Origin of the sequence: Candidatus Saccharimonas aalborgensis (assembly GCF_000392435.1) — a bacterium.
Lineage (GTDB): Bacteria > Patescibacteriota > Saccharimonadia > Saccharimonadales > Saccharimonadaceae > Saccharimonas > Saccharimonas aalborgensis.
Map to the genome: position 1 here is coordinate 349,920 of NC_021219.1, position 21,792 is coordinate 371,711.

At 47.8% G+C, this 21,792-nt stretch carries 20 protein-coding genes and 1 tRNA gene; 3 read left to right on the plus strand and 18 right to left on the minus strand.

The window, feature by feature from the left end; genetic code table 11:
* Window positions 1–35 precede the first annotated feature (35 nt).
* The gene (locus L336_RS01785) at window positions 36–1,481 is read right to left on the minus strand and encodes a ComEC/Rec2 family competence protein (RefSeq protein ID WP_015641500.1); all 1,446 of its coding nucleotides are present in this window, start codon (window positions 1,479–1,481) and stop codon (window positions 36–38) included.
* A gap of 209 nt (window positions 1,482–1,690) precedes the next feature.
* Here L336_RS01785 and L336_RS01790 point away from each other — a divergent pair.
* Window positions 1,691–1,767, plus strand: a tRNA-Lys gene (locus L336_RS01790).
* Between the two features lie 35 nt (window positions 1,768–1,802).
* Here L336_RS01790 and L336_RS01795 read toward each other — a convergent pair.
* The 11 genes from L336_RS01795 to L336_RS01840 form a co-directional block, all read right to left on the minus strand.
* Window positions 1,803–2,294, minus strand: coding sequence for a hypothetical protein (locus tag L336_RS01795; RefSeq protein ID WP_015641501.1), 492 nt, complete (start codon window positions 2,292–2,294; stop codon window positions 1,803–1,805).
* Between the two features lie 39 nt (window positions 2,295–2,333).
* The gene (rimK, locus tag L336_RS01800; protein WP_015641502.1) at window positions 2,334–3,239 is read right to left on the minus strand and encodes a 30S ribosomal protein S6--L-glutamate ligase; all 906 of its coding nucleotides are present in this window, start codon (window positions 3,237–3,239) and stop codon (window positions 2,334–2,336) included.
* Window positions 3,236–3,667, minus strand: coding sequence for an ATP-dependent zinc protease family protein (locus L336_RS01805; RefSeq protein WP_015641503.1), 432 nt, complete (start codon window positions 3,665–3,667; stop codon window positions 3,236–3,238). The genes rimK and L336_RS01805 overlap by 4 nt, the downstream gene beginning before the upstream one ends.
* The gene (locus L336_RS01810) at window positions 3,664–4,647 is read right to left on the minus strand and encodes an ATP-grasp domain-containing protein (RefSeq protein WP_015641504.1); all 984 of its coding nucleotides are present in this window, start codon (window positions 4,645–4,647) and stop codon (window positions 3,664–3,666) included. Before L336_RS01810 ends, L336_RS01805 begins: the two co-directional genes overlap by 4 nt.
* 110 nt (window positions 4,648–4,757) lie before the next feature.
* On the minus strand, window positions 4,758–5,864 hold the full coding sequence (dnaJ, locus tag L336_RS01815; protein WP_015641505.1) for a molecular chaperone DnaJ: 1,107 nt from the start codon (window positions 5,862–5,864) through the stop codon (window positions 4,758–4,760).
* 47 nt (window positions 5,865–5,911) lie between these two features.
* Complete coding sequence (locus L336_RS01820; protein ID WP_015641506.1) at window positions 5,912–7,558, minus strand: FAD-binding oxidoreductase; 1,647 nt, start codon at window positions 7,556–7,558, stop codon at window positions 5,912–5,914.
* 48 nt (window positions 7,559–7,606) lie between these two features.
* A complete protein-coding gene (locus L336_RS01825) occupies window positions 7,607–8,587 on the minus strand; it encodes a CNNM domain-containing protein (RefSeq protein ID WP_015641507.1) in 981 nt (326 codons plus the stop codon).
* Window positions 8,588–8,718: 131 nt separating this feature from the next.
* Window positions 8,719–10,614 carry a molecular chaperone DnaK gene (gene dnaK / locus L336_RS01830; protein WP_015641508.1) on the minus strand — a complete coding sequence of 632 codons (1,896 nt, stop codon included), beginning with the start codon at window positions 10,612–10,614 and terminating at the stop codon, window positions 8,719–8,721.
* A 151-nt stretch (window positions 10,615–10,765) separates the two neighbouring features.
* Entirely contained in the window at window positions 10,766–11,221 is a 456-nt protein-coding gene (locus L336_RS01835) for a nucleotide exchange factor GrpE (protein ID WP_015641509.1), read from the minus strand.
* On the minus strand, window positions 11,202–11,456 hold the full coding sequence (locus L336_RS05555; RefSeq protein WP_015641510.1) for a hypothetical protein: 255 nt from the start codon (window positions 11,454–11,456) through the stop codon (window positions 11,202–11,204). Before L336_RS05555 ends, L336_RS01835 begins: the two co-directional genes overlap by 20 nt.
* A 4-nt stretch (window positions 11,457–11,460) precedes the next feature.
* On the minus strand, window positions 11,461–12,177 hold the full coding sequence (locus L336_RS01840; RefSeq protein ID WP_015641511.1) for a hypothetical protein: 717 nt from the start codon (window positions 12,175–12,177) through the stop codon (window positions 11,461–11,463).
* A gap of 119 nt (window positions 12,178–12,296) precedes the next feature.
* Between L336_RS01840 and L336_RS01845 the strand changes: the two genes are divergently transcribed.
* The gene (locus tag L336_RS01845; RefSeq protein WP_015641512.1) at window positions 12,297–12,926 is read left to right on the plus strand and encodes an adenylate kinase family protein; all 630 of its coding nucleotides are present in this window, start codon (window positions 12,297–12,299) and stop codon (window positions 12,924–12,926) included.
* Here L336_RS01845 and lepA read toward each other — a convergent pair.
* The 5 genes from lepA to L336_RS01870 are packed head-to-tail and all read right to left on the minus strand — an operon-like array spanning window position 12,923 to window position 19,729.
* Window positions 12,923–14,710, minus strand: coding sequence for a translation elongation factor 4 (gene lepA / locus L336_RS01850; RefSeq protein WP_015641513.1), 1,788 nt, complete (start codon window positions 14,708–14,710; stop codon window positions 12,923–12,925). The genes L336_RS01845 and lepA overlap by 4 nt on opposite strands.
* A complete protein-coding gene (gene murJ / locus L336_RS01855; RefSeq protein ID WP_015641514.1) occupies window positions 14,707–16,338 on the minus strand; it encodes a murein biosynthesis integral membrane protein MurJ in 1,632 nt (543 codons plus the stop codon). Before murJ ends, lepA begins: the two co-directional genes overlap by 4 nt.
* Window positions 16,339–16,356: 18 nt before the next feature.
* Window positions 16,357–18,213, minus strand: coding sequence for an ATP-dependent zinc metalloprotease FtsH (gene ftsH, locus L336_RS01860; RefSeq protein WP_015641515.1), 1,857 nt, complete (start codon window positions 18,211–18,213; stop codon window positions 16,357–16,359).
* Between the two features lie 56 nt (window positions 18,214–18,269).
* Window positions 18,270–19,139 carry a tRNA lysidine(34) synthetase TilS gene (tilS, locus tag L336_RS01865; RefSeq protein WP_015641516.1) on the minus strand — a complete coding sequence of 290 codons (870 nt, stop codon included), beginning with the start codon at window positions 19,137–19,139 and terminating at the stop codon, window positions 18,270–18,272.
* 8 nt (window positions 19,140–19,147) lie between these two features.
* Entirely contained in the window at window positions 19,148–19,729 is a 582-nt protein-coding gene (locus L336_RS01870; RefSeq protein WP_015641517.1) for an MCP four helix bundle domain-containing protein, read from the minus strand.
* A gap of 128 nt (window positions 19,730–19,857) precedes the next feature.
* On the opposite strand from L336_RS01870, the gene L336_RS01875 reads away from it, so the two are divergent.
* Complete coding sequence (locus tag L336_RS01875) at window positions 19,858–20,535, plus strand: hypothetical protein (RefSeq protein WP_237738788.1); 678 nt, start codon at window positions 19,858–19,860, stop codon at window positions 20,533–20,535.
* A gap of 52 nt (window positions 20,536–20,587) precedes the next feature.
* Here the strand turns inward: L336_RS01875 and L336_RS01880 are convergent, their stop codons facing one another.
* Window positions 20,588–21,766, minus strand: coding sequence for a hypothetical protein (locus tag L336_RS01880; RefSeq protein ID WP_015641519.1), 1,179 nt, complete (start codon window positions 21,764–21,766; stop codon window positions 20,588–20,590).
* Window positions 21,767–21,792: the final 26 nt, after the last annotated feature.

Consider the following 21,792-nt stretch of genomic DNA (forward strand, 5'->3'; position numbering starts at 1 on the left):
TAGCTGATTTACCTACTATAACAGATGTAGCGCTTCTATTCTACTACTGATGCCTTGCGTAATTGATAACCGGTACGTCTCTGCATATACCAACATCCCACAGCGATAACCGTATACCACACACCGACCAGCCACCACGATATGACTCCACTTACCTGTGCCCACGGCAATGCTGCAAAGTAATGTATAAACCAAATCATCGTGTCGAGAAGGGCCTGAGCAGGATAGCCGACGAAACTTCCTATACCAGGGACCCATGCCCCAATACCCGCAACAGCCGTCAGTAGCATGGCAAGTGGCACAAACGGCAAAATAAGCAGATTCGAGAGAGGCGCAACGACAGAGAACTGCCCAAACAGTACACCGATAATCGGTGCGGTCATTAGCTGGGCAGCGACCGATTCGCCGACAATTTGCCGGATTGTTCCTGGTCGTTTGGTACCAAAAAAATATGCCTGCAACAGTGGCGCAACAAGCATTACGCCGCCAAAGGCAGCAAAACTCAACTCCCAGCCGATATTCCCCCACGCATAGCTAGGGTCGATCATCACCGTAATTGCCGCCGCGATCACGAGCAGCGTGAAAGGATGAAATGTCCTCCCCACATACCACGCCCAGAGAGCAAGTAGGGATACAATGCCAGCGCGCATCATACTCGGGCTTAATCCGGCAATCCCCGCGAACCCTAGTACTAGTGCAACACCCGTCATCCCAGCAAGATATTTTGATATTTTCTCAAACAGCCTTCTGCCAAGACGCACCAATATCGTGAGATTATACCCGCTCGCAACCACAATATGTGTCAAGCCAGCAATCTTTAGCGCCTCTGCCAAATCACTAGGCAAGCTATTCTTTTGTCCAAGTAGATACCCACTTCCCAGACTGGCCGCAGGCTCGGAAATCGTCTCGCGAATATTGGTTGCAACCGTATCTCGAACGACGAGAAATGGATCGCCTCCACTACGCCGCGACACGGTATCGAGGCGTGCATCATTTAGTGATGCTGCGAAACTACCAAATCCAGGTGTTAATTTGCCATCGACTGTTATCAAGTCACCTCGCTGAAGTGTAACGTTACCCTTTGTTGTTACCCACACATGCCCTACCAGGGCTGTATTGCCAGTCCCAAGCTCACTCAAGTGAATATTCGTCTGACCAAAATGGTTCAGCTCAACATCTTCGGCAATCACTCCACTGACTTTGATATGCTGCCCAAAGAGCGCAGTATAGGTTTCGACAACTGCTCGATCGACACTCCCCCGCCATAAACCGATCATAGCTCCGGCACCAAAGGCGATGATCACAAAGTAGCGTCGATGCTTCCACATACAAAGAGCCAACACCCCCATACCAGCCACATACCAATACCAATCTGATGCATGAGGCCACCAAAACGCAGTGGTAGCACCAACAACCATCCCCACACACGCTGCCGTGAGATGCCAAGTCGGATGGACTGTATCGCGTAGCCGTTGAAACATACCAGTATACTATCACACCACATTGGTTCGGGAGATGGCGCTGCCACTATCATTTGCTATGGCTAGCCTATACTAGTTGACAATCGCCTCTGTAAAATGGTATATTCTTGAAGACCACGAGACCCGTAGCTCAGCCCGATTGAGCAGTCGAGTACCTGCCTTTTGAAAGCAGTCCGGGCCGCGCGCACCTTCCGTACCCCCATATATATGGGCCCATAGCTCAGCCGGTTAGAGCACCTGCCTTTTAAGCAGGGTGTCGTGAGTTCAAGCCTCACTGGGCCCTCCATAGTAAAACGACCTACGTATTTGTAGGTCGTTTTACTATTTGCCTTTAGTATTCTCGCCTCGCCCGTGATTTACTTTGTGAGAGAGTAGGATGTCGACAATGGCAAGTACCAGACACACTGTGATAATAATTTTTTCATAGGAAATTAACTGCGTTATATACTGCTTGCTTGATTCATCGAGGACCACTGCGTTAGCAAATGCACCATACGTCAGCATAACTGCCAGGAGCGCAAATATACTACTTCCAACCACACGACGATGATGAGCGTGAACTCTCGGTGAGCGTGACATAACAAGAACTGCGGGTAATAACGTTAATACAATTGCCACGATACTCTCCAGCGGCGGACGAATAATAATGACTCCCGCACCCGCAACAAGTGGCGTCAAGCTGTCGGTCCATAGTTTTGCCAACACTGCACCGGCGGCGAGTGTTACAGCAGCAACACCGAATCGCCGACGAAATAGATATGCGGTCATAAATATAAAGAGAAAGTAGAGAACTAGGACGATGATGAAGCTCATGCCATCAGTATAGCACTAGCATAACCCTGAAGGCTGCCCTTACGCTCCTACTTTGTCTTTTTTGGGACGGCGTTTGGCATTTTGCTCGATATATTCGAGGATACGCTCAGCGACATTGCGGCCAGTAATCTGTTCTGGAGTTTTGATACTAGCACTTGAGTTGACCTCAAGAACGAGCGGACCACGCTCACTTCGCATCATATCGACGCCACAGACCGCCAGTCCCATTGACTTTGCTGCTTTCACCGCCGTTTTTCGCTCTTCGTCAGTTAACTTTACTGCCTTGCCGACACCGCCTTGATGTGTGTTGCTCCTGAAATCATCGTCAAGACTCTGGCGTTTAATGCTTGCAACGACACGCCCGCCAACCACAAGAGCACGGATATCAGTTCCGGCTGATTCTTTGACAAACTCCTGCACCAAAAAGTTTACACCCTCGACATAAAAGGCCTGCATTACGGCTTTGGCAGCTTTTTGCGTTTCAGCCAGTACCACACCATTGCCATGCGTGCCGCGAGCCACCTTGATAATCAGTGGCGCACCGCCCGCAAGCTCAACGACATCTTCAAAATTAGAGGTATCACGCGCAAAAACTGTCTTTGGAATACCAACCCCCGCCCTTGCCATAACCTGATAGGCGCGCAGTTTGTCGCGCGATCGATTGATTGCGATCGAACTCGCCGTCGTGAACGATCCTTGATTTTCAAACTGACGCAAAATTGCCGTACCGTATTTTGTGACGCTTTGGGCAATTCTCGGTATCACTGCATCATAATGATCCAGTGTCTTTCCTTCGTAACGAATAACTGGGTGGTCTTTTTCGATCGACACATAGCATTGGCTATAGGAAATAATATCGACGTCATGCCCTCGCTTCCGAGCCTCTTCAAAGAGACGCTGTGTCGAGTAGTTGGTTGGTTCATTGGACAAAATAGCAATTTTCATAAGTTTCGCTCCTCTTCGTCATCGGGCAATCCCTTGCCAATACGCACATCCACAGTATACTCTCCTTCACGCAAAAAACGTCGTCCTATCAGCACCGGATACCGTAGCTTACTTCGATCAGCAAGTGTCAACCGACAGCGACGCGTTTCACCGTTGATAGTCATCTGAGGAAAGATGACGTAGCGCAGTTGTACCCCATTGGCATTCTTTACTTCGGTCGTATCAAACTCTTGAGTGTGATGTAGTTCGCCAGTGTATCCTTTAACACTAGGGTGAAAAAGGATAAATTCCAATTCACCGTTACGGAGTTCTACCTTACTGCAGTCAATCGAGGAGCTATAGGCACCGGTGTCGACCTTTGCCGGAATGTCGTGGAGACCATAGTCAGCAAAGTCGACTCGTTCCGCTCTTCCCAATACTTTCGTCATTGTTTTCTCCTCTCTCTTTTAGCGATATCGACTAAAAACGCTGCGAGAGTTTCCTGGTAATAGATCGCCTCCTCGCCCCGCGCTCGGTCAAGTGTACCCGGCAGAGCATTGACTTCAAATAATACCCATCCGTTCTCTGTCAGCCCGAAATCTGCCGAATAAAAACGCTCAGAACCCAACGATGATAGCCGTGCATCAATTTGGCGGCTGAGCTGGACTAAGGCTTCCGGTATGTTAGATCGGTCAATCAGACACGTCTCGCCACCATAGCCAATATTTGATTTGTACTCTCCGTCGGGCGGAGTTCGAACCGTTGCGATGACAGGCTCACCGTTTTTGAGCACCACGCGAAAATCATGTCTACCTGTGGCAATGCCAGGAATGCCGCGTTCTGTTTCAACATATTGCTGAACCTGCCAAGGAAAATCTTTCCCATATTTCGTCACACTAAACTCATTTTTTGGCCCTACATACACGCCAGTTCCTGAGTTGCCGTAGAGTGTCTTAACGACAATGTGCGTACCAGGTATATCATCGAATGCTTCTTTCGACTCAGCGACTGTGTAGACAAGCCGTGATTTTGGATGGAAGTCTTCGAGTACCTGGTATGCTGCGTGTTTATCACTGCAGAGTTGACGAAATGCGAGTGTATTTACCTGGAGCAAACGATCGCCTTCGGGCACATCAAAAAAATCTTTGACATACAGCATATCAACCTTGATACGACCACGTTTCTCAAAACGATACCCACTACCATCATGCACCTGTACCCAGTGTTTCGTAAAAACACCATTTCCTTTATACGTCGACTGACCCATCAAAATCGCGACATAGCCGCCCAGCTCATTTATGCGGTCAATCAGTTCATGATATGCCTGTTTGTAATGAGCTGCCTTAAATACAAAAGTTTCGATATCGCGATGCTCACGAAAAAGCCCGATAACAGGTTGGTTATTCTGGCTCGCTGGTACTTGTTTCATATCGCAATAGTTTCCTGATAGCAATTTACCAAATTATAGCATTTTTTCATCTATAAGTCAATATTTGTATCTCTGTTTTTATTGGCTTTAGTGGCAATCATACCAATGGCTCAACTAAACAAGCCTCGTTTGGCCGCTCCATCAAATTGCTCGAGCAACTCACGCTGTTTTTTGCTTAACTTGGTTGGAGTGTCCACTACGATACTGACAATGTGTGCGCCGCGTGATTCACTCCGTAGGTGTGGCACGCCGTGTCCCGAGAGTTTAAAGTCTGTCCCGCTCTGTGTCCCAGCGGGTATTTTCATGGTGACCGTCCCGTCCACGGTCTCAATATCAATTTCACAGCCAAGTGTTGCCTGTACAAAACTAATGTGCTCTTCGCTCAAGATGAGGTTACCTTCACGCGTGAACTTCTTGTGAGCTTTGACTCGAATATGCACATACAGATCGCCCTTACTACCACCGCCAATTGCCTCACCATGACCTTTCAGACGAATGGTAGCCCCATCGTCAATTCCCGCTGGTATTTTTACGGTGATCATTTGTTCACGTCGCTCAGTGCCGGTACCACGACAGCGCGTGCAGGCTTTCTCCGGTACCTTGCCTTTACCTTTACAATCATTACAGGTAACCGCCTGCTGGATAGCACCGAACATGGTGTTGACAACGCGAATCTGTTGTCCAGCGCCCTTACATGTCTCGCAATTTTTCACACTATAGCCGGGTTCGACCGTGGATCCCTTACAATGAGTACATTCGTCGTCAAGAACAAGGTTTATTTTTTCTTCTTTACCAAACACTGCCTCCTCAAAGGAAAGTGTTAGCCTAGTCTCCACATCTCGCCCGCGCGATGGACCATACGTTTGTTGCGGACCGCCCCCGAAGAACTGACTAAAGATATCACCAAATGCACCGTTACCTCCAAAATCAAAGTGAACATCCTGACCGTTGAAATTGAATCCCTCAAACGGATTACCGCCGTTCCCACCGCCACCCGCGCCACCAACGCCAGCGTGACCAAACTGATCGTAGCGTTGGCGTTTTTGTTTATCTTTGAGCACCTCGTAGGCTTCATTGATTTCTTTGAACTTCGCCTCGTCACCACCCTCTTTGTCTGGGTGGTGCTTTACGGCAGCCTTACGGAAGGCTTTCTTGATCTCATCATCACTAGCGCTTTTGTCGACGCCAAGAACTTCATAATAATCACGTTTTGTCATACTGTATGTAGTATACGAAATTAGCACTCAGTATGCAAGAGTGCTAATTAGAAATGTTCACGGATATGTTTAAAACTATATTCCCACGTAGCATCTGTCTTCTTGTGAGGATTGAATATGTTTTGGGGATCAAACAACTCTTTGACCTCTCGCATATACCGAAGTACAGTCGGTGTATACATCTGCTCCAGCCATGGACCACGTACCAAACCGTCGTTATGCTCACCACTTACACTCCCACCGTAACTAATTACGAGAGTATTCACTTCCTTCATCGCTGGCTCGAACTTCGCTCGCTCCGCAGGATCTTCGATTTTCATGAGGGGAATTACGTGGAAATTACCATCGCCTAAGTGTCCGGCAATGGTTGCAAGGAGATTGTACTTCTTTATGATCCCGCGCAGCTGAGGCAGAAATTCACTCAGTCGAGCTGGCGGCACGACGAGATCATCAATGAAGGGTGCTGTATGTTTTTCCTTTACCTTGCTACGAAGCAGGTTAAAGCTCTCACGACGCATGAGCCAAAACTTACGACTCGCTGCTTCGGTATCATCCTCCTCCATATAGCTAAACTTGAAGCGTGAGAGATCTTTTTTTGCGGTATGGATTTTTTGTTTTACTTCGTCAACACTATCCCCAGTAAACTCGATGAGTAGTATCATCTTTGGCACACCGCGTAGCAGTGCGAGTCCATCTGGGATAAGCTGCAAACACATAATTACCCAGGTGATGAAACCAAGTCGCTTGATAAACGCAAAAATAAACTTAAAACTAAGCCACAACGTGTTGTCGTCGAAGCATTCAAACGTAGCAGGCTTGTGAGCCAGTACGGCGGGAATAAGCTCACCTAGATTGTCAATATCTCGCATATAACAAACCAGTGTACCGGCATGGGTTGGCTTTGGCACTAATTTAATGGTCGCCTCAGTCATAATGCCCAGCGTTCCCTGCGCCCCCACAAACAGCTTTGTCATATCAAATATGCCGGTGTCTCTATTCCATACATTCCAGAGGTGATAGCCCGTGGCATCTTTTGTCACTTTTGGAGCTGCTGCCTGTATCTCATCGTAGTGCTGATCAAGCAACTCAAACGTCCTCTGATATAAGTGCGCTTCGTAGTCACCCTGATTCATTTTTGCGTTTAGCTCATCTCGGTTAAGGGGACGCATCGTGTACTCATTACCGTCACCGAGCACTACTTTCATTTCTGATACATAGCGATCGGTCTTACCAAACTGAAGCGACTTCTCGCCACCTGAGTTGTTGTTTACTATTCCACCCATGCCTGCCAACTCGCGACTAGCCGGGTAACTTGGCAAAATACTTCCATATTTGAGCGTCTCTACTTCAAAATCTTTATACATCATACCCGGCTCAACACGTGCCGACTCGGCTGAAACATCGTAGACGTTTACCATATATTTGCTGGTATCGATGATAATAGAGTCATTGATAGCGGCGCCCGACATGTCAGTACCGCGAGACCTTGCAGTGACACTCAAACTGAGATCATCTGCTTTGTACTGGGCAACAAAAGAAACAACTGATTTTATATCGCCCGCATGCTTTGGGAAAACAATTACTTCTGGTCGTAGCTCAAATAAGCTGGCATCATGACTATAAAACTCTCTGGCCTGATCGCTGGCATCAACATCACCCTCAATAATACTCGAAAGCTCACCCTTTAGGTCCATATCTGTATGGTACTGGTTTACGCCTAAAAGCACAAGTGAATTGGGGTACTATTGTCGCTCCAGCATGCGATCAGTCTCATCGGCAATCTCATGACCAATAATCTCCTCGATCAGGTCTTCGATAGTAACGATACCGATAATGTGATCGTCTTTTTCAACTGGTATCAGATGTGACCGCACTGAAAAGAAGTGCCGCAATAGCGTATCGAGCGCTGTTCGGCTACCGACCATTTTTGTCTTGTGTAAACGAAACGCGTGAACCGGTAGCGGATTCTCATCAAAATCAACGTCTACCATGTCTTTCATAAGGAGTACGCCAAAACAATGTGTTCGCTCGCGATCAAAAATAGGGATACGGCTATAGCCGTGCGCTTTGATATCGTCAACAGTATCAGCATCAAGGATTGCATCGTAGCGAAGCCAATACACGTCCTTGATTGGTCTCATAATGTCTTTAATTTGCTTCTCGCTCATGAGCAGGGCACTCTTGATAATCTCTACCTCATCGTCGTCGAGCTCACTTGCCCCATCGTCAGCGTGCTCACCGATCAGAAGCCCAAGCTCATCCCTCGAATGAAGGTGAAGTTGTTCGTGACCCACCAATTTGTCCAAGAGCATCTGCAAAGGTTTTGAGACCGGGTACGTAAGCCAAATCGTAAACCACAAGAAGGGTGACAGAAACGAACAAAACTTGAGTGCGCGTTTCACGAAAATAGCTTGCGGCACAACCTCGCCAAAGATGACGATGAGAAGTGTGCTGACTATACCGGCAATCAATCCCCCTGTATGATGCTCGAGGATAAGAGCGCTCGTAGAAACAACGGCAACGTTAGCAAGCAAAATAGCAGATAAGGAAAGATGGCTGTTTTTCCTGAGCGGGTATACCCTCGCTGCGTCGACATTACCGAGCCGTCGTTTTCGACCCAAGTCAGTCCGCGAAAGCGACATAAGCGCAATATTGAGTCCCGAGTAAATGCCCGAGAGACCAACAAGGAGTAATACCTCAAGAACGATGATGAACGTGTCCATTTGTATAGTAATGAATTATACCATACATTGCCAATCAGCTCTATTCTTTTCCCATAGGCTCGCTTCATTATCTCTATACAAACGTGAGGTGTTGCATGCAACACCTCACCCGACTATCTTTCACACAACAACTACTTTTCGTCGACAACTTCGCCTTCGACTGGCTCTTCCTTGTTCGACTTCTTACTATCCGAAGATGTAGCCTCGTCCTCGTTTTTATCCTCAGCAGCTTGCTGATACATTTTGGCACCGATCGGCATGATAGCATCGTTCAAGGCTTTTGTTGCAGCCTCTAGTTCATCTTTATCGGTTGCTTCCTTGTGCTTTTCAGCCTCTGCGACAGCTTCCTCGATGGCTTTTTTGTCATCATCGGAAATCTTGTCTTTGAACTCATCGGGCATTTTCTTCGCTTGGTAAATAGCGTTTTCAAGCTGATTTTTTGCGTCGATTGTCTCACGCTTTTTCTTATCTTCGTCAGCGTGCAATTCTGCCTCTTTTTGCGCCTTCTCGATATCTTCTTTGCTCATGTTACCGGAGTTTTGAATGGTGATGGACTGCTCTTTACCCGTGCCCTTGTCCTTTGCGGTGACATTAAGGATACCGTTGGCATCAATGTTGAAGGTAACTTCAATCTGTGGCATCCCGCGAGGTGCAGGTGCAATTCCATCGAGGATGAATCGTCCGAGACTCTTGTTGTCCTGAGCAAACTCCCGCTCACCCTGCAACACATGGATTTCTACCTGTGGCTGATTGTCGCTGGCTGTCGAGAATACCTCGCTCTTACTCGTTGGAACTGTGGTATTTCGTTCGATCAACTTTGTTGACACCCCGCCCATGGTTTCAATACCGAGGCTAAGCGGTGTCACGTCGAGGAGTAGTACGTCCTTGACATCTCCGGCAAGAACTCCACCCTGAATAGCAGCTCCAATAGCGACCACTTCATCAGGATTAACACCCTGCATTGGGTCTTTACCAAATAGTTTTTTGACCCTCTCCACGACAGCGGGCATGCGAGTCATACCACCTACCATCACCACTTCATTAATATCACCCTTTGATAATTTGGCGTCTTTGAGAGCTTTTTCAACTGGCCCATCAAGCCGATCAAGCAGTGAAGCCACAAGCTCTTCGAGCTTAGCACGGCTCAGCTTGAGCTCAAAGTGCTTTGGACCGTCAGCATCTGCCGTGATGAATGGGATATTGACTTCGTACTCTGTGACAGTCGAGAGCTCTTTCTTGGCCTTCTCAGCCTCATCCTTGAGACGCTGCATTGCAGCGTTATCTTTGCGTAGATCAATGCCGTCAGTCTTTTTAAATTCGTCGAGGAAGTAATTGACGATCGTGTTGTCGAAATCTTCACCCCCGAGGTGAGTATCACCGTTGGTTGACTTTACTTCAAATACACCGTCACCGAGCTCGAGAATTGATACATCGAACGTACCGCCGCCGAGATCGAAGACGACAATCTTTTCTTCTTTACCTTTTTCGAGACCATAGGCGAGTGCCGCTGCAGTTGGCTCGTTGATGATGCGCTTAACCTCAAGTCCGGCAATCTTGCCCGCGTCTTTCGTCGCCTGACGCTGTGAGTCGTCAAAATAAGCAGGAACGGTAATAACAGCCTCGGTGACTTTCTCGCCCAAAAATGCCTCGGCGTCTGCTTTAATCTTGCTAAGGATCATCGCCGAAACTTCTTCAGGAGTATACTCCTTGCCTGCCATTTTCACGCCAACACCACTTTGATGCTTCACAATCTCAAACGGCATGATATCAATGTCTTTTTGTACCTCCTTGTCGCTGAACTTGCGGCCAATCAGACGCTTGATACCGTAGATTGTATTCTTAGCATTCGTTACACGTTGACGTTGCGCGACTTGCCCTACAAGACGCTCACCAGATTTATTAACTGCCACAACACTTGGTGTCGTACGATTACCTTCGGCGTTCGCAATAACCTCTGGTTTGCCAGCTACTAGGTAAGCAAACGCGCTGTTAGTTGTTCCAAGATCAATCCCTATAATTTTTCCCATTTCGTGTTTTCCTCCTTTGTTACATAGCTTGTTCTGGTAACTTAGCACTCCTCGCAGGATAGTGCTAATTTATATCTCAATCATAGTAAGTTAGCACTCTCATGTCAAGAGTGCTAACATTGTGTTATTAACATCATTTTAGCTAAAGCTATCACTGACGCGTGACTTTTACCATGGCGGGTCGGATGACACTATCTGCCAGCATATACCCAGCCTGAAGTTCAGCCGCGATAACTTCGTTCTCACCCTCTGCTTCATCAAACTGCACTGCTTGATGAAAATGAGGGTTGAACTGCACACCGGGCGCAGCGTCTATGCGGGTAACACCCAGCTCCGCGAGAGTTGCACTGAGCTGCTTTGCCAGACCAACTACTCCCTGAACCCACTGGTTTTCAGAAAGCTCGCCTGGTGCATGCGAAATTGCCCGTTCAATCGTGTCAATAATGGGAAGGAGCTTGAGAACCATTTTCTCTTCCCCTCGCTCCATCATCTGCTGCTTCTCCATTTCGGCGCGTTTACGATAATTTTCAAAATCAGCGCGGGTACGCTGCAAGTCTCTCGTTAACTCAAGCAAATGATCTATCTCGTCAGTTTGCTTTTTTTTCATTAGTTATCTCCTTTGCTTTGGCCAGTGTGTCGTGTTTGTGCTTGCCTTGTTGTGTACGATGCGCATAAAAATAATACGTCAACGAGCCACTCACGCCAAATATCCCAAACATGATGCAAAAAATAACAAACGAGCGAACGTCACCACCGGTGATATCGACGGAATACTTCAGTAGTAAACCGCCCGAAACAATAGCTACCACAAAACTCACAAGATAAAAATGATAACGACTCATTTTTTTATAATACCTCCTCCAGCATTGCACCAGTTCGCTTCACGAGCTGCATGGTACGTGCATAGTTTTGCCTAGTCGGGCCAATAACACCGATATAGCTACGATCGCTATAGGGGGATCGAAACTTACTAATAATCAATGTCGCGCCGCTTGTCTTACCAATTGGGTTCTCGCTCCCGATGAAAACATTTAGTGGCTGGTTGGGTGAAGCCTCTCGAAGCCAGGGCTCGATATTATCGAGCAAGCTTGCGATCTTCTGCACATGTCCCCCAACCAAAAACTCCGGCTGACTGAAGAGATTACTGATACCGTTCATGTACAGCTCACTACCTATCGTTGCAAATCCTAAGTTCCCCGTAAGTTCCACTAGACTATCAACTGCACTGCGAATAGCCCTGTCGCTATGAGCAATCTGAGCGGTGACGTGGGCCTCAATCGCTCGTGTACTACGATCAATTCCGCTAGGCAACTCTGACATCTGTGCATCAGTGATGCTGTTAACATAAAGACGATAGCCCCTATCGGTCGGGATACGTCCCGCACTAGTATGCGGCGCCGTGATGAGCCCGAGATCTTCAAGCCGTGCCATTTCAGATCGAATAGTTGCGCTGCTGACTCCAAAGAGTTTCGCCAGCGTCACACTACCTACCGGCACCGCTATCTCAGCATACTGCTCAATAATCGCCCCAAGTATCGCTTTTTGTCGTTCAGTGAGACTCATTACAAACAGTATAGCAAGATCTAGCACTCGAAGTCAATGAGTGCCAATAAACTTGATGGCGATTTTAAACTCAAGGAGTTATTGTTATTAGTCTGTATATACGCTATACTAAATCACCTATGCAACAGGTTTCAGAAGCGGACCTCACCACCATCAAGGCGTGGCTCGGTGCAGGTTCTATTAATATATTTGGACGGCAATACGCCGGTAAAGATACGCAGTGTGAAAAACTTGCAGAGATTTTTGGCGGAGTGGTGCTAGGTGGAGGTGACATTCTCCGGCATGGCCAAACGCCACAGCACGTTCTCGATGCTATCAACTCAGGCGCGCTTTCTCCTACCGAGGAGTACAAAGCGATTGTCACACCATACCTTTCTCGGGATGAATTCGCCGGAAAACCACTCTTTCTGAGCAGCGTTGGACGCATGCAGGGCGAAGAGGAAGCTATTCTGGCTGCCACCGCACAAAGCGGACATGAGATTAAGGCAGTTATTTTCCTCGATATTGATGAGTCAACCACCTGGAAACGTTTTCATGAGGCAAAAATTCACGGTACACGCGAAGATCGCACTGATGATGATGAGGAGGGTCTCAGGAAACGACTTGACCTCTATGAGAAGTTTACTATTCCTGTCATCAATAGGTATCGCGACTTAGGTCTGCTGATTCATATCGATGGCACTCCTAGTATTGAGCAAGTCGATGCCGCCATCCTACGAGCACTCTTCGAGCGCGCCACAAACTCTTAGTCGCGTTTTAGCATCACCATAAAGGCCTCGCTTGGTATATCAACCTTCCCAAAGCGCTTCATACGTTTTTTGCCTCGTGCCTGTTTGGCGAGTAGCTTCTTTTTTCGACTTACATCACCGCCATAGAGGTATCCGGTCACGTCTTTGCGATACGCCCCCAGTGTTTCGCGTGCAATGAAGCGAGCGCCGATAGCTGCTTGCAGTGCAACTTCAAAGCTTTGACGAGGCACAACATCTTTTAGTTTTGCTACTATTTCCCTGCCAAGGGTCTGAGCCTCGCTGCGGTGTGCCATCACTGACAATGAGTCGACTATTTCTCCTGCAATGTAGAAATCAACGCGCACCAAGTCCTCTACGCGATAATTGGCAAGTTCATAATTAAAACTGCCATAGCCACTAGTAACGCTTTTGAGCTGATCATAAAAATCAGTCAGGAGGTTTGCTAGTGGTGCCTCAAAACTAACAAGCGCTCTTTCGTCGATATAGCTCAGATTTGTTTGTCTACCACGTTTTGTCACTATTAGCTGGATGACCGTTCCTACAAACTCCTGTGGGACGACAATCTCTCCCTTTATCCACGGCTCACGAATTTCACGAATCTTTGCAGGGTCTGGCAGACTACTAGCGCTCTTTATGTCAAGTTCTTCACCACTTGTCAGTGTTACCTGATAGTCGGTACTCGGATTTGTTACGACAAGATCCAGATCATATTCTCGCTCAAGACGCTCGCGGATGATATCCATATGAAGCAAGCCCAGAAACCCGATACGCACACCGTAGCCGAGAACCGGTGAATTCTCCGGCTCGAACTGAAGGGCACTATCACTCAGACTCAATTTCTCAATCGCGTCTTTGAGATCCTGATAGTCCTCGTTACTCACCGGGAAGAAGCCAGCGTAGACAAACGGTTTAACGTGTTTATATCCCGGCAGTGCAATAACTGTTTCGGGGAACTCTCGTTTTTCGATGACGATCGTATCCCCTACCCGTGCATCACGCGTTGTTTTGAGGTTAGTCACGATATAGCCGATTTGACCTGTAGAGAGCGTGCTATCTGCAACCATCGTCGGACTCAAGTGACCAACCTCCAGTGCTATGCCCTGCGCAGATGTACCAAGCATACTGATCTTATCGTTTTTTTGTATCTCGCCGTCAACAACGCGTACGTATAAAATAACCCCTCTATAGTCATCGTAGTAACTATCAAAAATCAGCGCGCGAGTCCCAGTATCTACCGACCCTATCGGTGGTGGCACACGATCTATTACCGCCCGCAACACTTGATCAACATTTTCACCGGTTTTGGCACTGATCTTGATAATATCTGATTCGTTGCAACCCAGCAGGTTTATCACCTCCTTGGAAACTCGTGTCACGTCGGCCGCCGGCAAATCGACTTTATTGAGAACTGGTATAATAACCAGTTCTTGTTCGAGCGCAAGATAAACGTTTGCGAGCGTTTGCGCTTGTATTCCCTGACTTGCATCGACAACCAAAATTGCACCTTCACACGCCTGTAAACTCCGTGACACCTCGTAGCTAAAGTCGACGTGCCCTGGCGTATCGATCAGATTGAGATCATGCCCCTCCCACTTCATCCTAACGGGAGCAAGCTTGATCGTAATCCCTTTTTCGCGCTCGAGTTCCATACTATCGAGCAGCTGGCTCTTCATTTCGCGTTTGGTTACGGTGCTGGTAAGCTCCATCATGCGATCAGCAAGTGTGGACTTTCCATGGTCAATATGCGCAATGATACAGAAATTACGAATGCTATCAGTATTCATTTCCTGCGTACCGAACCAAAGAAAATCTGTTGTAAACGCCGTACTACTGGATCGGCTTCAACCAAATGAAACCATTTGCTTACCCATATATATATGCTAAAACTGACAAAAGCAATTATCATAAACTTTGGGAAGGTTGAGATAAAGTTTTGATCGTTATTGCGAAGTGGTAAGAGCGTGACGGTAAGGTAGGTTATAAGTGACATACTACCCGTCGCAATAGACATCTTACCCACCGCACCCACAAATGCACGCGTAAAAAACCCGGGCATGCGCCGCCCAATGATACAAAATAAAATAACAACCTCAATAAGTGCCATAAGCGACTGTGCATATGCGAGACCATATACACCCCACCCAAATACTTGCGTAAATACGACGGCTAAGATAATGTTGAGACCAATCGAAAAAATTGACACGTAAAGTGGCGTCTTGGTGTCTTGCTGTGCATAAAACGCCCTAGCGGCAATGTGGTAAATTGTCCGAAACAAAATCGCCACAACGAGAACACCAAGCAAGCCTGATATCAGCGGAAAACCACCATTTTTGATAAAGTTGACGACGTACCCTCGAGCAAAAAAGGTGATTGCGGCAGTCGGCAGTGCTAACCATATGATGACACGCAGAATAGATCGCAGCTCTGACATAAAGAGGTCATTTCTGCCTTGGTTGAGACGTTCAGCCATTTTTGGAAACGCCGCGTTACTAATGGCAACACCAATGAGATTGACCGGCATAAGCGATAGTGCCGATGCCTGTTGATACGCACGGATCGTTCCGTCAGCCATATGTGATGCAAGATTAGTCTCGACAAAGCCGTTGACATAATCAATCCCTTGGTCAAGCGATCGTGCTGGCAACAGTCTCAGTACCTGACGAAACCCTTTGTTTTTCCAGCTGATCTTAAAGTGATAATCAAATCCAACCCCTAATAGACCAATGGCACTTACGACAAGCTGCATAATAGCTCCGAGTACAACTCCGAGCGCAACCCCCATGATTCCCCCCTCAAACACTTGATAGCCAAAGATGGTAATGCCATTCGTAAAGAACAGCGCACCGATAATAATTCCTATATTGTAAATAGTGGGTGCAAGCGCATAAAACATATAGCGTCCCACTGCTTGCTGCATGCTGGCAATCACCGTTGCAATCGCAAATAGGAAGGGGTTGACCGCGATCACGCGCATCATACTGACCGCCAGCGCATGGCCCGACTCATCGAGTCCTGGACTGATAATGTACACCAGCTGACTGGCAAATATCATAATGAGAATACTCGCTACAAGAGTAATGAGGGCCATGAAGTTGATCATCGAGGAGCTCAACTCCCACGCAGATTTTTTGTTACCTGTATCAAGCCGCTGGTTAAACACTGGTATAAATGAAACGCCGAGCGCTCCGGAAACAAGGATGAAAAACATGAAGTCAGGAATAGTAAATGCAACAGTATAGGCGTCGATTCCTACGCGGTAACTATCGAGGTACAGCCCATTCAATAAACGATCACGGTAGAGACCAAGGAGTGACGAGAGGAGTGTTGAGCTTGCAAGCAAAATTGCAGCCCACTTTACAGACATTTTGCGATTGGCAAGATTGACCATTGAGCGCATTCGGTTTTGTGCCATAGGCCATCTTTCAAACTCCTAGTGGAGTTTTGCCTCCGCAGGCAACGTAGCATCTGCCATCAATTTGGTTGCCTCGTCTTCTTCCAATGTTTCAGATTCAATCAGCGCGTCTTTTAGTTTTTCAAGGATATCGCGATTAGTGCGAAGCACCGCCTCGGCACGGTGGCTTGCCTCCTTGATAAGTATTTCCACTTCACGATCGATTTGCTGGGCTGTCGCATCGCTATACGGACGTTCGTGAGTAATCTTATCAAACACCATGCCACCGGCGTCTTCATGAAAAACCTGGTCACGCAGTGTGGTCCCCATCCCTTGCTCGATCACCATGTCACGCGCAATCTCAGTCGCTTTGCGAAGATCGCTCCCCGCTCCGGTCGTCACACCATCAGCTCCATAAATAAGCTTTTCGGCAACCCGACCGCCCATAGCACGAGCGAGGATATCCTTAAACTCATACACATTCGTATAGCTCTTGTCTTCTGGGGGTAGAAACCACGTCACTCCTCCGGTTCCACCACGCGGAATGATCGTCACTTTGTGGACAGGGTCGCTATCCGGAAGCACATGCCCGACAATTGCATGACCGGCTTCATGATACGCGGTCATCTCTTTTTCTTGCTCGTTCATCACCTTTGCCTTGCGTTCAGGACCGATAGCAACCTTTTCAAACGCTTCAGTGAGGTCTTTGTTGCTAACACGTTTGGCATTGCGTCGTGCCGCAATAATCGCTGCCTCGTTGGCGATGTTTGCCAAGTCCGCGCCCGAAGAACCCGCCGTCTTTGCTGCAAGTTTATCGAGGTTTACCGTATCGTCAGCGGGCTTATTTTTGAAATGCACCTTCAAGATAGCCTCGCGGTCTTTTCGCTCCGGCAAACTAATGGTTGTGCGGCGGTCAAAGCGACCAGGACGGAGAAGTGCCGGGTCGAGAACATCAGCACGGTTAGTGGCCGCCAAAACGATGACGTTCGTTCCTGTCTCAAACCCATCCATTTCGACGAGGATTTGATTGAGTGTTTGCTCACGCTCATCGTGACCACCGCCCATGCCACTACCGCGTTTTCGTCCTACTGCATCAATTTCATCAATAAAGATGATCGAAGGAGCGTTCTTTTTGGCTTTTTGGAACAGATCGCGCACCCTGCTCGCACCAACACCGACAAACATTTCCACAAACTCACTTCCTGAGATACTAAAGAACGGTACATTCGCCTCACCCGCTACTGCACGCGCTAGCATTGTTTTTCCCGTTCCAGGGTTGCCTATCAGCAAAACTCCTTTTGGAATCTTGGCACCGAGACTCTCGTATTTCTTTGGGTGCTTCAAAAAATCAACCACTTCTTCCAAATCTTGCTTGGCATTGTCATTTCCAGCGATATCACTGAAGACAACTCGTTCTTTATCGAGACCGTATAGTTTTGCCTTACTCTTTCCAAAGCCCATGGCTTGGTTATTTTGGCCCTGTGCTTGACGCATCATGAACATAAAGAAGGCTGCAATCAAGATAATCGGCACGACAAGTGTCGCAATATTCCAAAGTGTATTACCAGTCTCAGATGCAGGTGAATCACTGAGCGTCGTCTTGGTAGTATCGACTTTATTCTCCTTGATGAGCGTGCTGATACCACCAGTGAGATAGGATTTTTCGGTTGGCTTATCTTGCCCCTTCAGGGTGATTTGTAGTTCATTGCCCGAACCTTGGATTTTTGTAACATCACCATTATTTGCACGCCGAATCACGTCAGATATATCAACATCTTTCATGCCGGTGTGTGGCGAAGTGATGGCCCAGACGGTCAATACGCCAAGGATCATGAGAGACCAAAAAAGTCCCAGCCGGACCAAATTACTTACTTTACCTGTAGGGGGTTTTGCCATGAATTAACTCATCCTTTTTACTGTCTGATTAAACTTATGTGAGTATCTCTGGTCAATTATACTACCCGGACTTCAAAATATCGAGTCTTGCACACAATTTCCACCCCCTTTGCTACTTGGTGACATGATCCCGACCTGGCTGTCTTTACAAACAGAAGCGCGGCCTCAGCCTGCGGTCGTGTCGGTCTATAGCCGCTTAATCGCTCAACTACCGTTGCTATCAGCTCTCCTGCCGTAGCATTATCAAGTTGAATCATAAAATGACGTGACGTGAGATCAGTTGTATGATAGCGCCTTTCCTCACTTTCAACGTCTTTCTTCAACTGAATCTGCTTTGCTCGCAAGCCCATCAGCGCAACTTTGTCCAGTTTTTTCCCCTGTGCCGCAAGCATACGACGAAGGCGATTTCTCTGGTAAATACTACTAGCGTTGGTTGAGTCCTCTACCCACTCTAATCGATGCTTGAGCGCATAGCGGTACAGCTGCGACTTTGAGAGTTCGATAAAAGGCCGCAAGATAGTAGGGCGATTCAATACTGCCAACCCCCTCCAGCCAGTGCCGCGCCATAGATTTAGTGCGATAGTCTCTATCGCATCATCTTGGTGGTGTGCCGTAACAATCGTTGCTTGATGGGTAGCGGCTTGTTGCAGTAGAAAATCATAGCGGGCATTCCTCGCCTCCTCCTCGCTCGCGTTCGGACCGAGCGAAAGCTGAGTCGATACATACGGCAAGTGATATTGCTTAGCGAGCTCGCTTACAAAACGTTCATCGGCTGCGCTGTCTGAACGTATTCCATGATCGACATGCGCAACAATCAGCGTTTCCGTCTGTCGCGCTACCATCATATGAAGCAGGCAAACGCTATCTATACCACCGCTGATTGCCAACAAAAGCGGGGAAGTGATTGGCACGGCTGCAATCGCCATACATCCCCCTAGTAGGTATCGACTCTGAGTTCGAGGAGATCAATCAGATCGCTAAGCCGAGTCGCGTAAAAGTAGCGTGCGACATCTTTGCTTTCAACCGTATAACTATTGTCACTTCCTGCCTCTTTTAGACGCTTATTGTAATCTTTAAGCGCGGGTACGAAGTGGCGTTCTTTATTTTTATAGAAATCAAAGGCCAACTTTGCATCCCGATCCTTCCACACAGTTAGTTTCTCTAACTCGGTAGTTTTGTCTTCAAGCTTCTGGATTGCTTTGTCAACTTTTGACTGATTGTCGCTATAGACTAGTTCATCGGTAGCGATAGTATTGATATCTTTTGCTATATCTAGTGCTTTCTGATACTCAGCTTTCGATGGGCGGCTATTGAGCAACGCATAACTCACACCACCCGCAATCGCCAGCAACAGTACTAAACTGCCAGCAACGATACTGATAATGAGCTTTCTCCGTGAATAGCCCTTTTGTGGCTGTTCCCCTTTGGTTGTATTTACTTGTGGCAATACATCTTTACTTGCCGCTTGTTTCTTTTTAGCTGTCGGACGAGTTGACTTCACCGCACTATCATCCATGGTAACTCCTTTTGCTTAGCATGATCATGTCGCTTCGCGCATCAGTATAGCAGAGTTAGGCATCCTTTTGCATACATATAGCAGCAAGTGCTACAATACAACCAGAAGTTCTAATGGAGGTTATTATCATGAGTGAATCGACGAAACCACAGGGGCATATTACGCTCACCTATTTAGGTGCGGTCGTGTCTGTGCTATTGGCGCTCGCAGCATCAAGTAGTGTTATCGCAAGTCTCATGCTCATGTGGTCAAACACGGGAATGGGGATGTACATGGCAGCACTAGGTTCATCATTGCTTATGGGAACCGACGTATTCACGGGCACCATTTCAAGTGCCGTTGCAGCCGGCGTCTTTGCATTCCTGGCTTTCTGGCTGTACAAAAAGACAACCAAAGACATTGCCTCGCAACCCGAGTACGTTCACCGAGCACCCTACGCATTTGTGACTAATACCTTTGTTGGTACCCTTGCGCTGATCGTTATCCTACTTGCGAGCAGCCTCGTATCTATCTTGATCTCTTCGCTGATGCTGATTGGTACGAGTGCCGACATTGGTCAGATGTACCTGCAAAGATTTTTGCCACAGCTCATTGGACTTGGATTTGTTGGGTTTATTGGTTATTGCGCTTACAATATCTACCGCGGCAAAAACATGAGCAAGCTCATGACGCTGGTTCTCATGGGTGTTGCCGGTGCGCTACTTGTCGCGACACTCATCACCGTTCCTATCAAGGCACATACTGGCTCAAGCAACTCTTCGTCGAGTAGCCGCAGCAGCAACTACAGTAGCCTTTACGACTACTAGTTGTTGGGAGACTCTCAAACCAATACGCCGCTATAACAAGTGCGGCGTATTGTTATAGTTGCTTAATCGCACGTTCAACGCTATCCCAGTAGCGAATTGTCGCCCTTGTACCGTCACTCCGTACCCACGCACGGCGTTTTGTGAAAGGATCATCTCCGTGTAGTTGATTATACGCTGTCTCAGTCAGACCAACTGTTACACCAGGCTTAAATATCATGCTCCGACCCGAGTGTGCCGGCGCTGCCATGCCAAGTTGGCGGAGAAACGTATCGGATGTCCAACGATCGCCACCTTTTGCTGGGAAAAGTGCTGTCGCATGCGAGACGGCATATTCATACTGACCCTCCCCTTCATGAAGTCCATACGAGAATGGCCCTCCATGATAGTCCTCATGTGACGGATCGTACGCAAGTATATCGAATTCAATACCCTCTGCTGGTGTCACGCCACGCACATACAAGATACTCTCCTGCGAGTTTGTGACAGCAAATTCGGCAATCTGCCGAGGACGGGTGGGAAGCGCCTGGAGAAATACCGGCTCTGTCTCACCGTCATATGCACACTCTACGATATGAGCAACCGACGCATCAAACGGTGCCGCGCCCACCACTTGCTCATAGTACCCCATAAGTTCCTGGACCGGCGGATCGTTCTCGCCTGTATACGAAGCAGGGCGATTGATCTCTCCTTCATCAACGACATAGAACTCTTGCTCATCCACTCTCCCGATATAGAATCGATCCTCCCGCCCATTATCCGGCACCAGGAAATAATTTGCACCTTTTGCTGCCTGCCAATACGACAAACTAGCATCTCGCAGTACTTCGGTATCAAAACCGTGTGATGATTTACCGGTCAATAGCCGATGCCAAGTCGCCACGTGTCCGTAGTGTGCACCAGCCATCCTGGCAATCCTACGAAGTGTCCAATAGGTGCGGTCTGGGTCGTCGATTCCCTTTTGGACCGCCTCGATTTCCTCGCTATGCATTCCCTCGCTATCATACGACATGCCAAGTCCTGAATAATACAGCTCACCGGGATGTTCAGACCAAGCAAAGAATCGATCCCCACATGAAACGGCATCCTCATACGTATCGAAGATACGGGGGACACGAAACCCCAGTGCCGCCATAGCTTGACCAATTTCCTGCTTGGGGCGCATGGGATGACGGCCGAGATGCTCAATAATAGAGGGAACGCCAGGAGTAGACTCTGCGGGATATTGAATCATTGTTTTACATATTATAAATTATAATG

What these genes read in the sequence shown, in the direction of transcription:
- L336_RS01805 (WP_015641503.1), bottom strand. Translation starts at nt 3,667, where the DNA reads ATGACGAAAGTATTGGGAAGAGCGGAACGAGTCGACTTTGCTGACTAT.
- L336_RS01875 (WP_237738788.1), top strand. Translation starts at nt 19,858, where the DNA reads ATGAGTGAATCGACGAAACCACAGGGGCATATTACGCTCACCTATTTA.
- dnaK (WP_015641508.1), bottom strand. Translation starts at nt 10,614, where the DNA reads ATGGGAAAAATTATAGGGATTGATCTTGGAACAACTAACAGCGCGTTT.
- L336_RS01810 (WP_015641504.1), bottom strand. Translation starts at nt 4,647, where the DNA reads ATGAAACAAGTACCAGCGAGCCAGAATAACCAACCTGTTATCGGGCTT.
- dnaJ (WP_015641505.1), bottom strand. Translation starts at nt 5,864, where the DNA reads ATGACAAAACGTGATTATTATGAAGTTCTTGGCGTCGACAAAAGCGCT.
- L336_RS01845 (WP_015641512.1), top strand. Translation starts at nt 12,297, where the DNA reads ATGCAACAGGTTTCAGAAGCGGACCTCACCACCATCAAGGCGTGGCTC.
- L336_RS05555 (WP_015641510.1), bottom strand. Translation starts at nt 11,456, where the DNA reads ATGAGTCGTTATCATTTTTATCTTGTGAGTTTTGTGGTAGCTATTGTT.
- L336_RS01825 (WP_015641507.1), bottom strand. Translation starts at nt 8,587, where the DNA reads ATGGACACGTTCATCATCGTTCTTGAGGTATTACTCCTTGTTGGTCTC.
- L336_RS01820 (WP_015641506.1), bottom strand. Translation starts at nt 7,558, where the DNA reads ATGGACCTAAAGGGTGAGCTTTCGAGTATTATTGAGGGTGATGTTGAT.
- lepA (WP_015641513.1), bottom strand. Translation starts at nt 14,710, where the DNA reads ATGAATACTGATAGCATTCGTAATTTCTGTATCATTGCGCATATTGAC.
- L336_RS01795 (WP_015641501.1), bottom strand. Translation starts at nt 2,294, where the DNA reads ATGAGCTTCATCATCGTCCTAGTTCTCTACTTTCTCTTTATATTTATG.
- L336_RS01840 (WP_015641511.1), bottom strand. Translation starts at nt 12,177, where the DNA reads ATGAGTCTCACTGAACGACAAAAAGCGATACTTGGGGCGATTATTGAG.
- ftsH (WP_015641515.1), bottom strand. Translation starts at nt 18,213, where the DNA reads ATGGCAAAACCCCCTACAGGTAAAGTAAGTAATTTGGTCCGGCTGGGA.
- L336_RS01785 (WP_015641500.1), bottom strand. Translation starts at nt 1,481, where the DNA reads ATGTTTCAACGGCTACGCGATACAGTCCATCCGACTTGGCATCTCACG.
- L336_RS01835 (WP_015641509.1), bottom strand. Translation starts at nt 11,221, where the DNA reads ATGAAAAAAAAGCAAACTGACGAGATAGATCATTTGCTTGAGTTAACG.
- L336_RS01870 (WP_015641517.1), bottom strand. Translation starts at nt 19,729, where the DNA reads ATGGATGATAGTGCGGTGAAGTCAACTCGTCCGACAGCTAAAAAGAAA.
- L336_RS01880 (WP_015641519.1), bottom strand. Translation starts at nt 21,766, where the DNA reads ATGATTCAATATCCCGCAGAGTCTACTCCTGGCGTTCCCTCTATTATT.
- murJ (WP_015641514.1), bottom strand. Translation starts at nt 16,338, where the DNA reads ATGGCACAAAACCGAATGCGCTCAATGGTCAATCTTGCCAATCGCAAA.
- tilS (WP_015641516.1), bottom strand. Translation starts at nt 19,139, where the DNA reads ATGGCGATTGCAGCCGTGCCAATCACTTCCCCGCTTTTGTTGGCAATC.
- rimK (WP_015641502.1), bottom strand. Translation starts at nt 3,239, where the DNA reads ATGAAAATTGCTATTTTGTCCAATGAACCAACCAACTACTCGACACAG.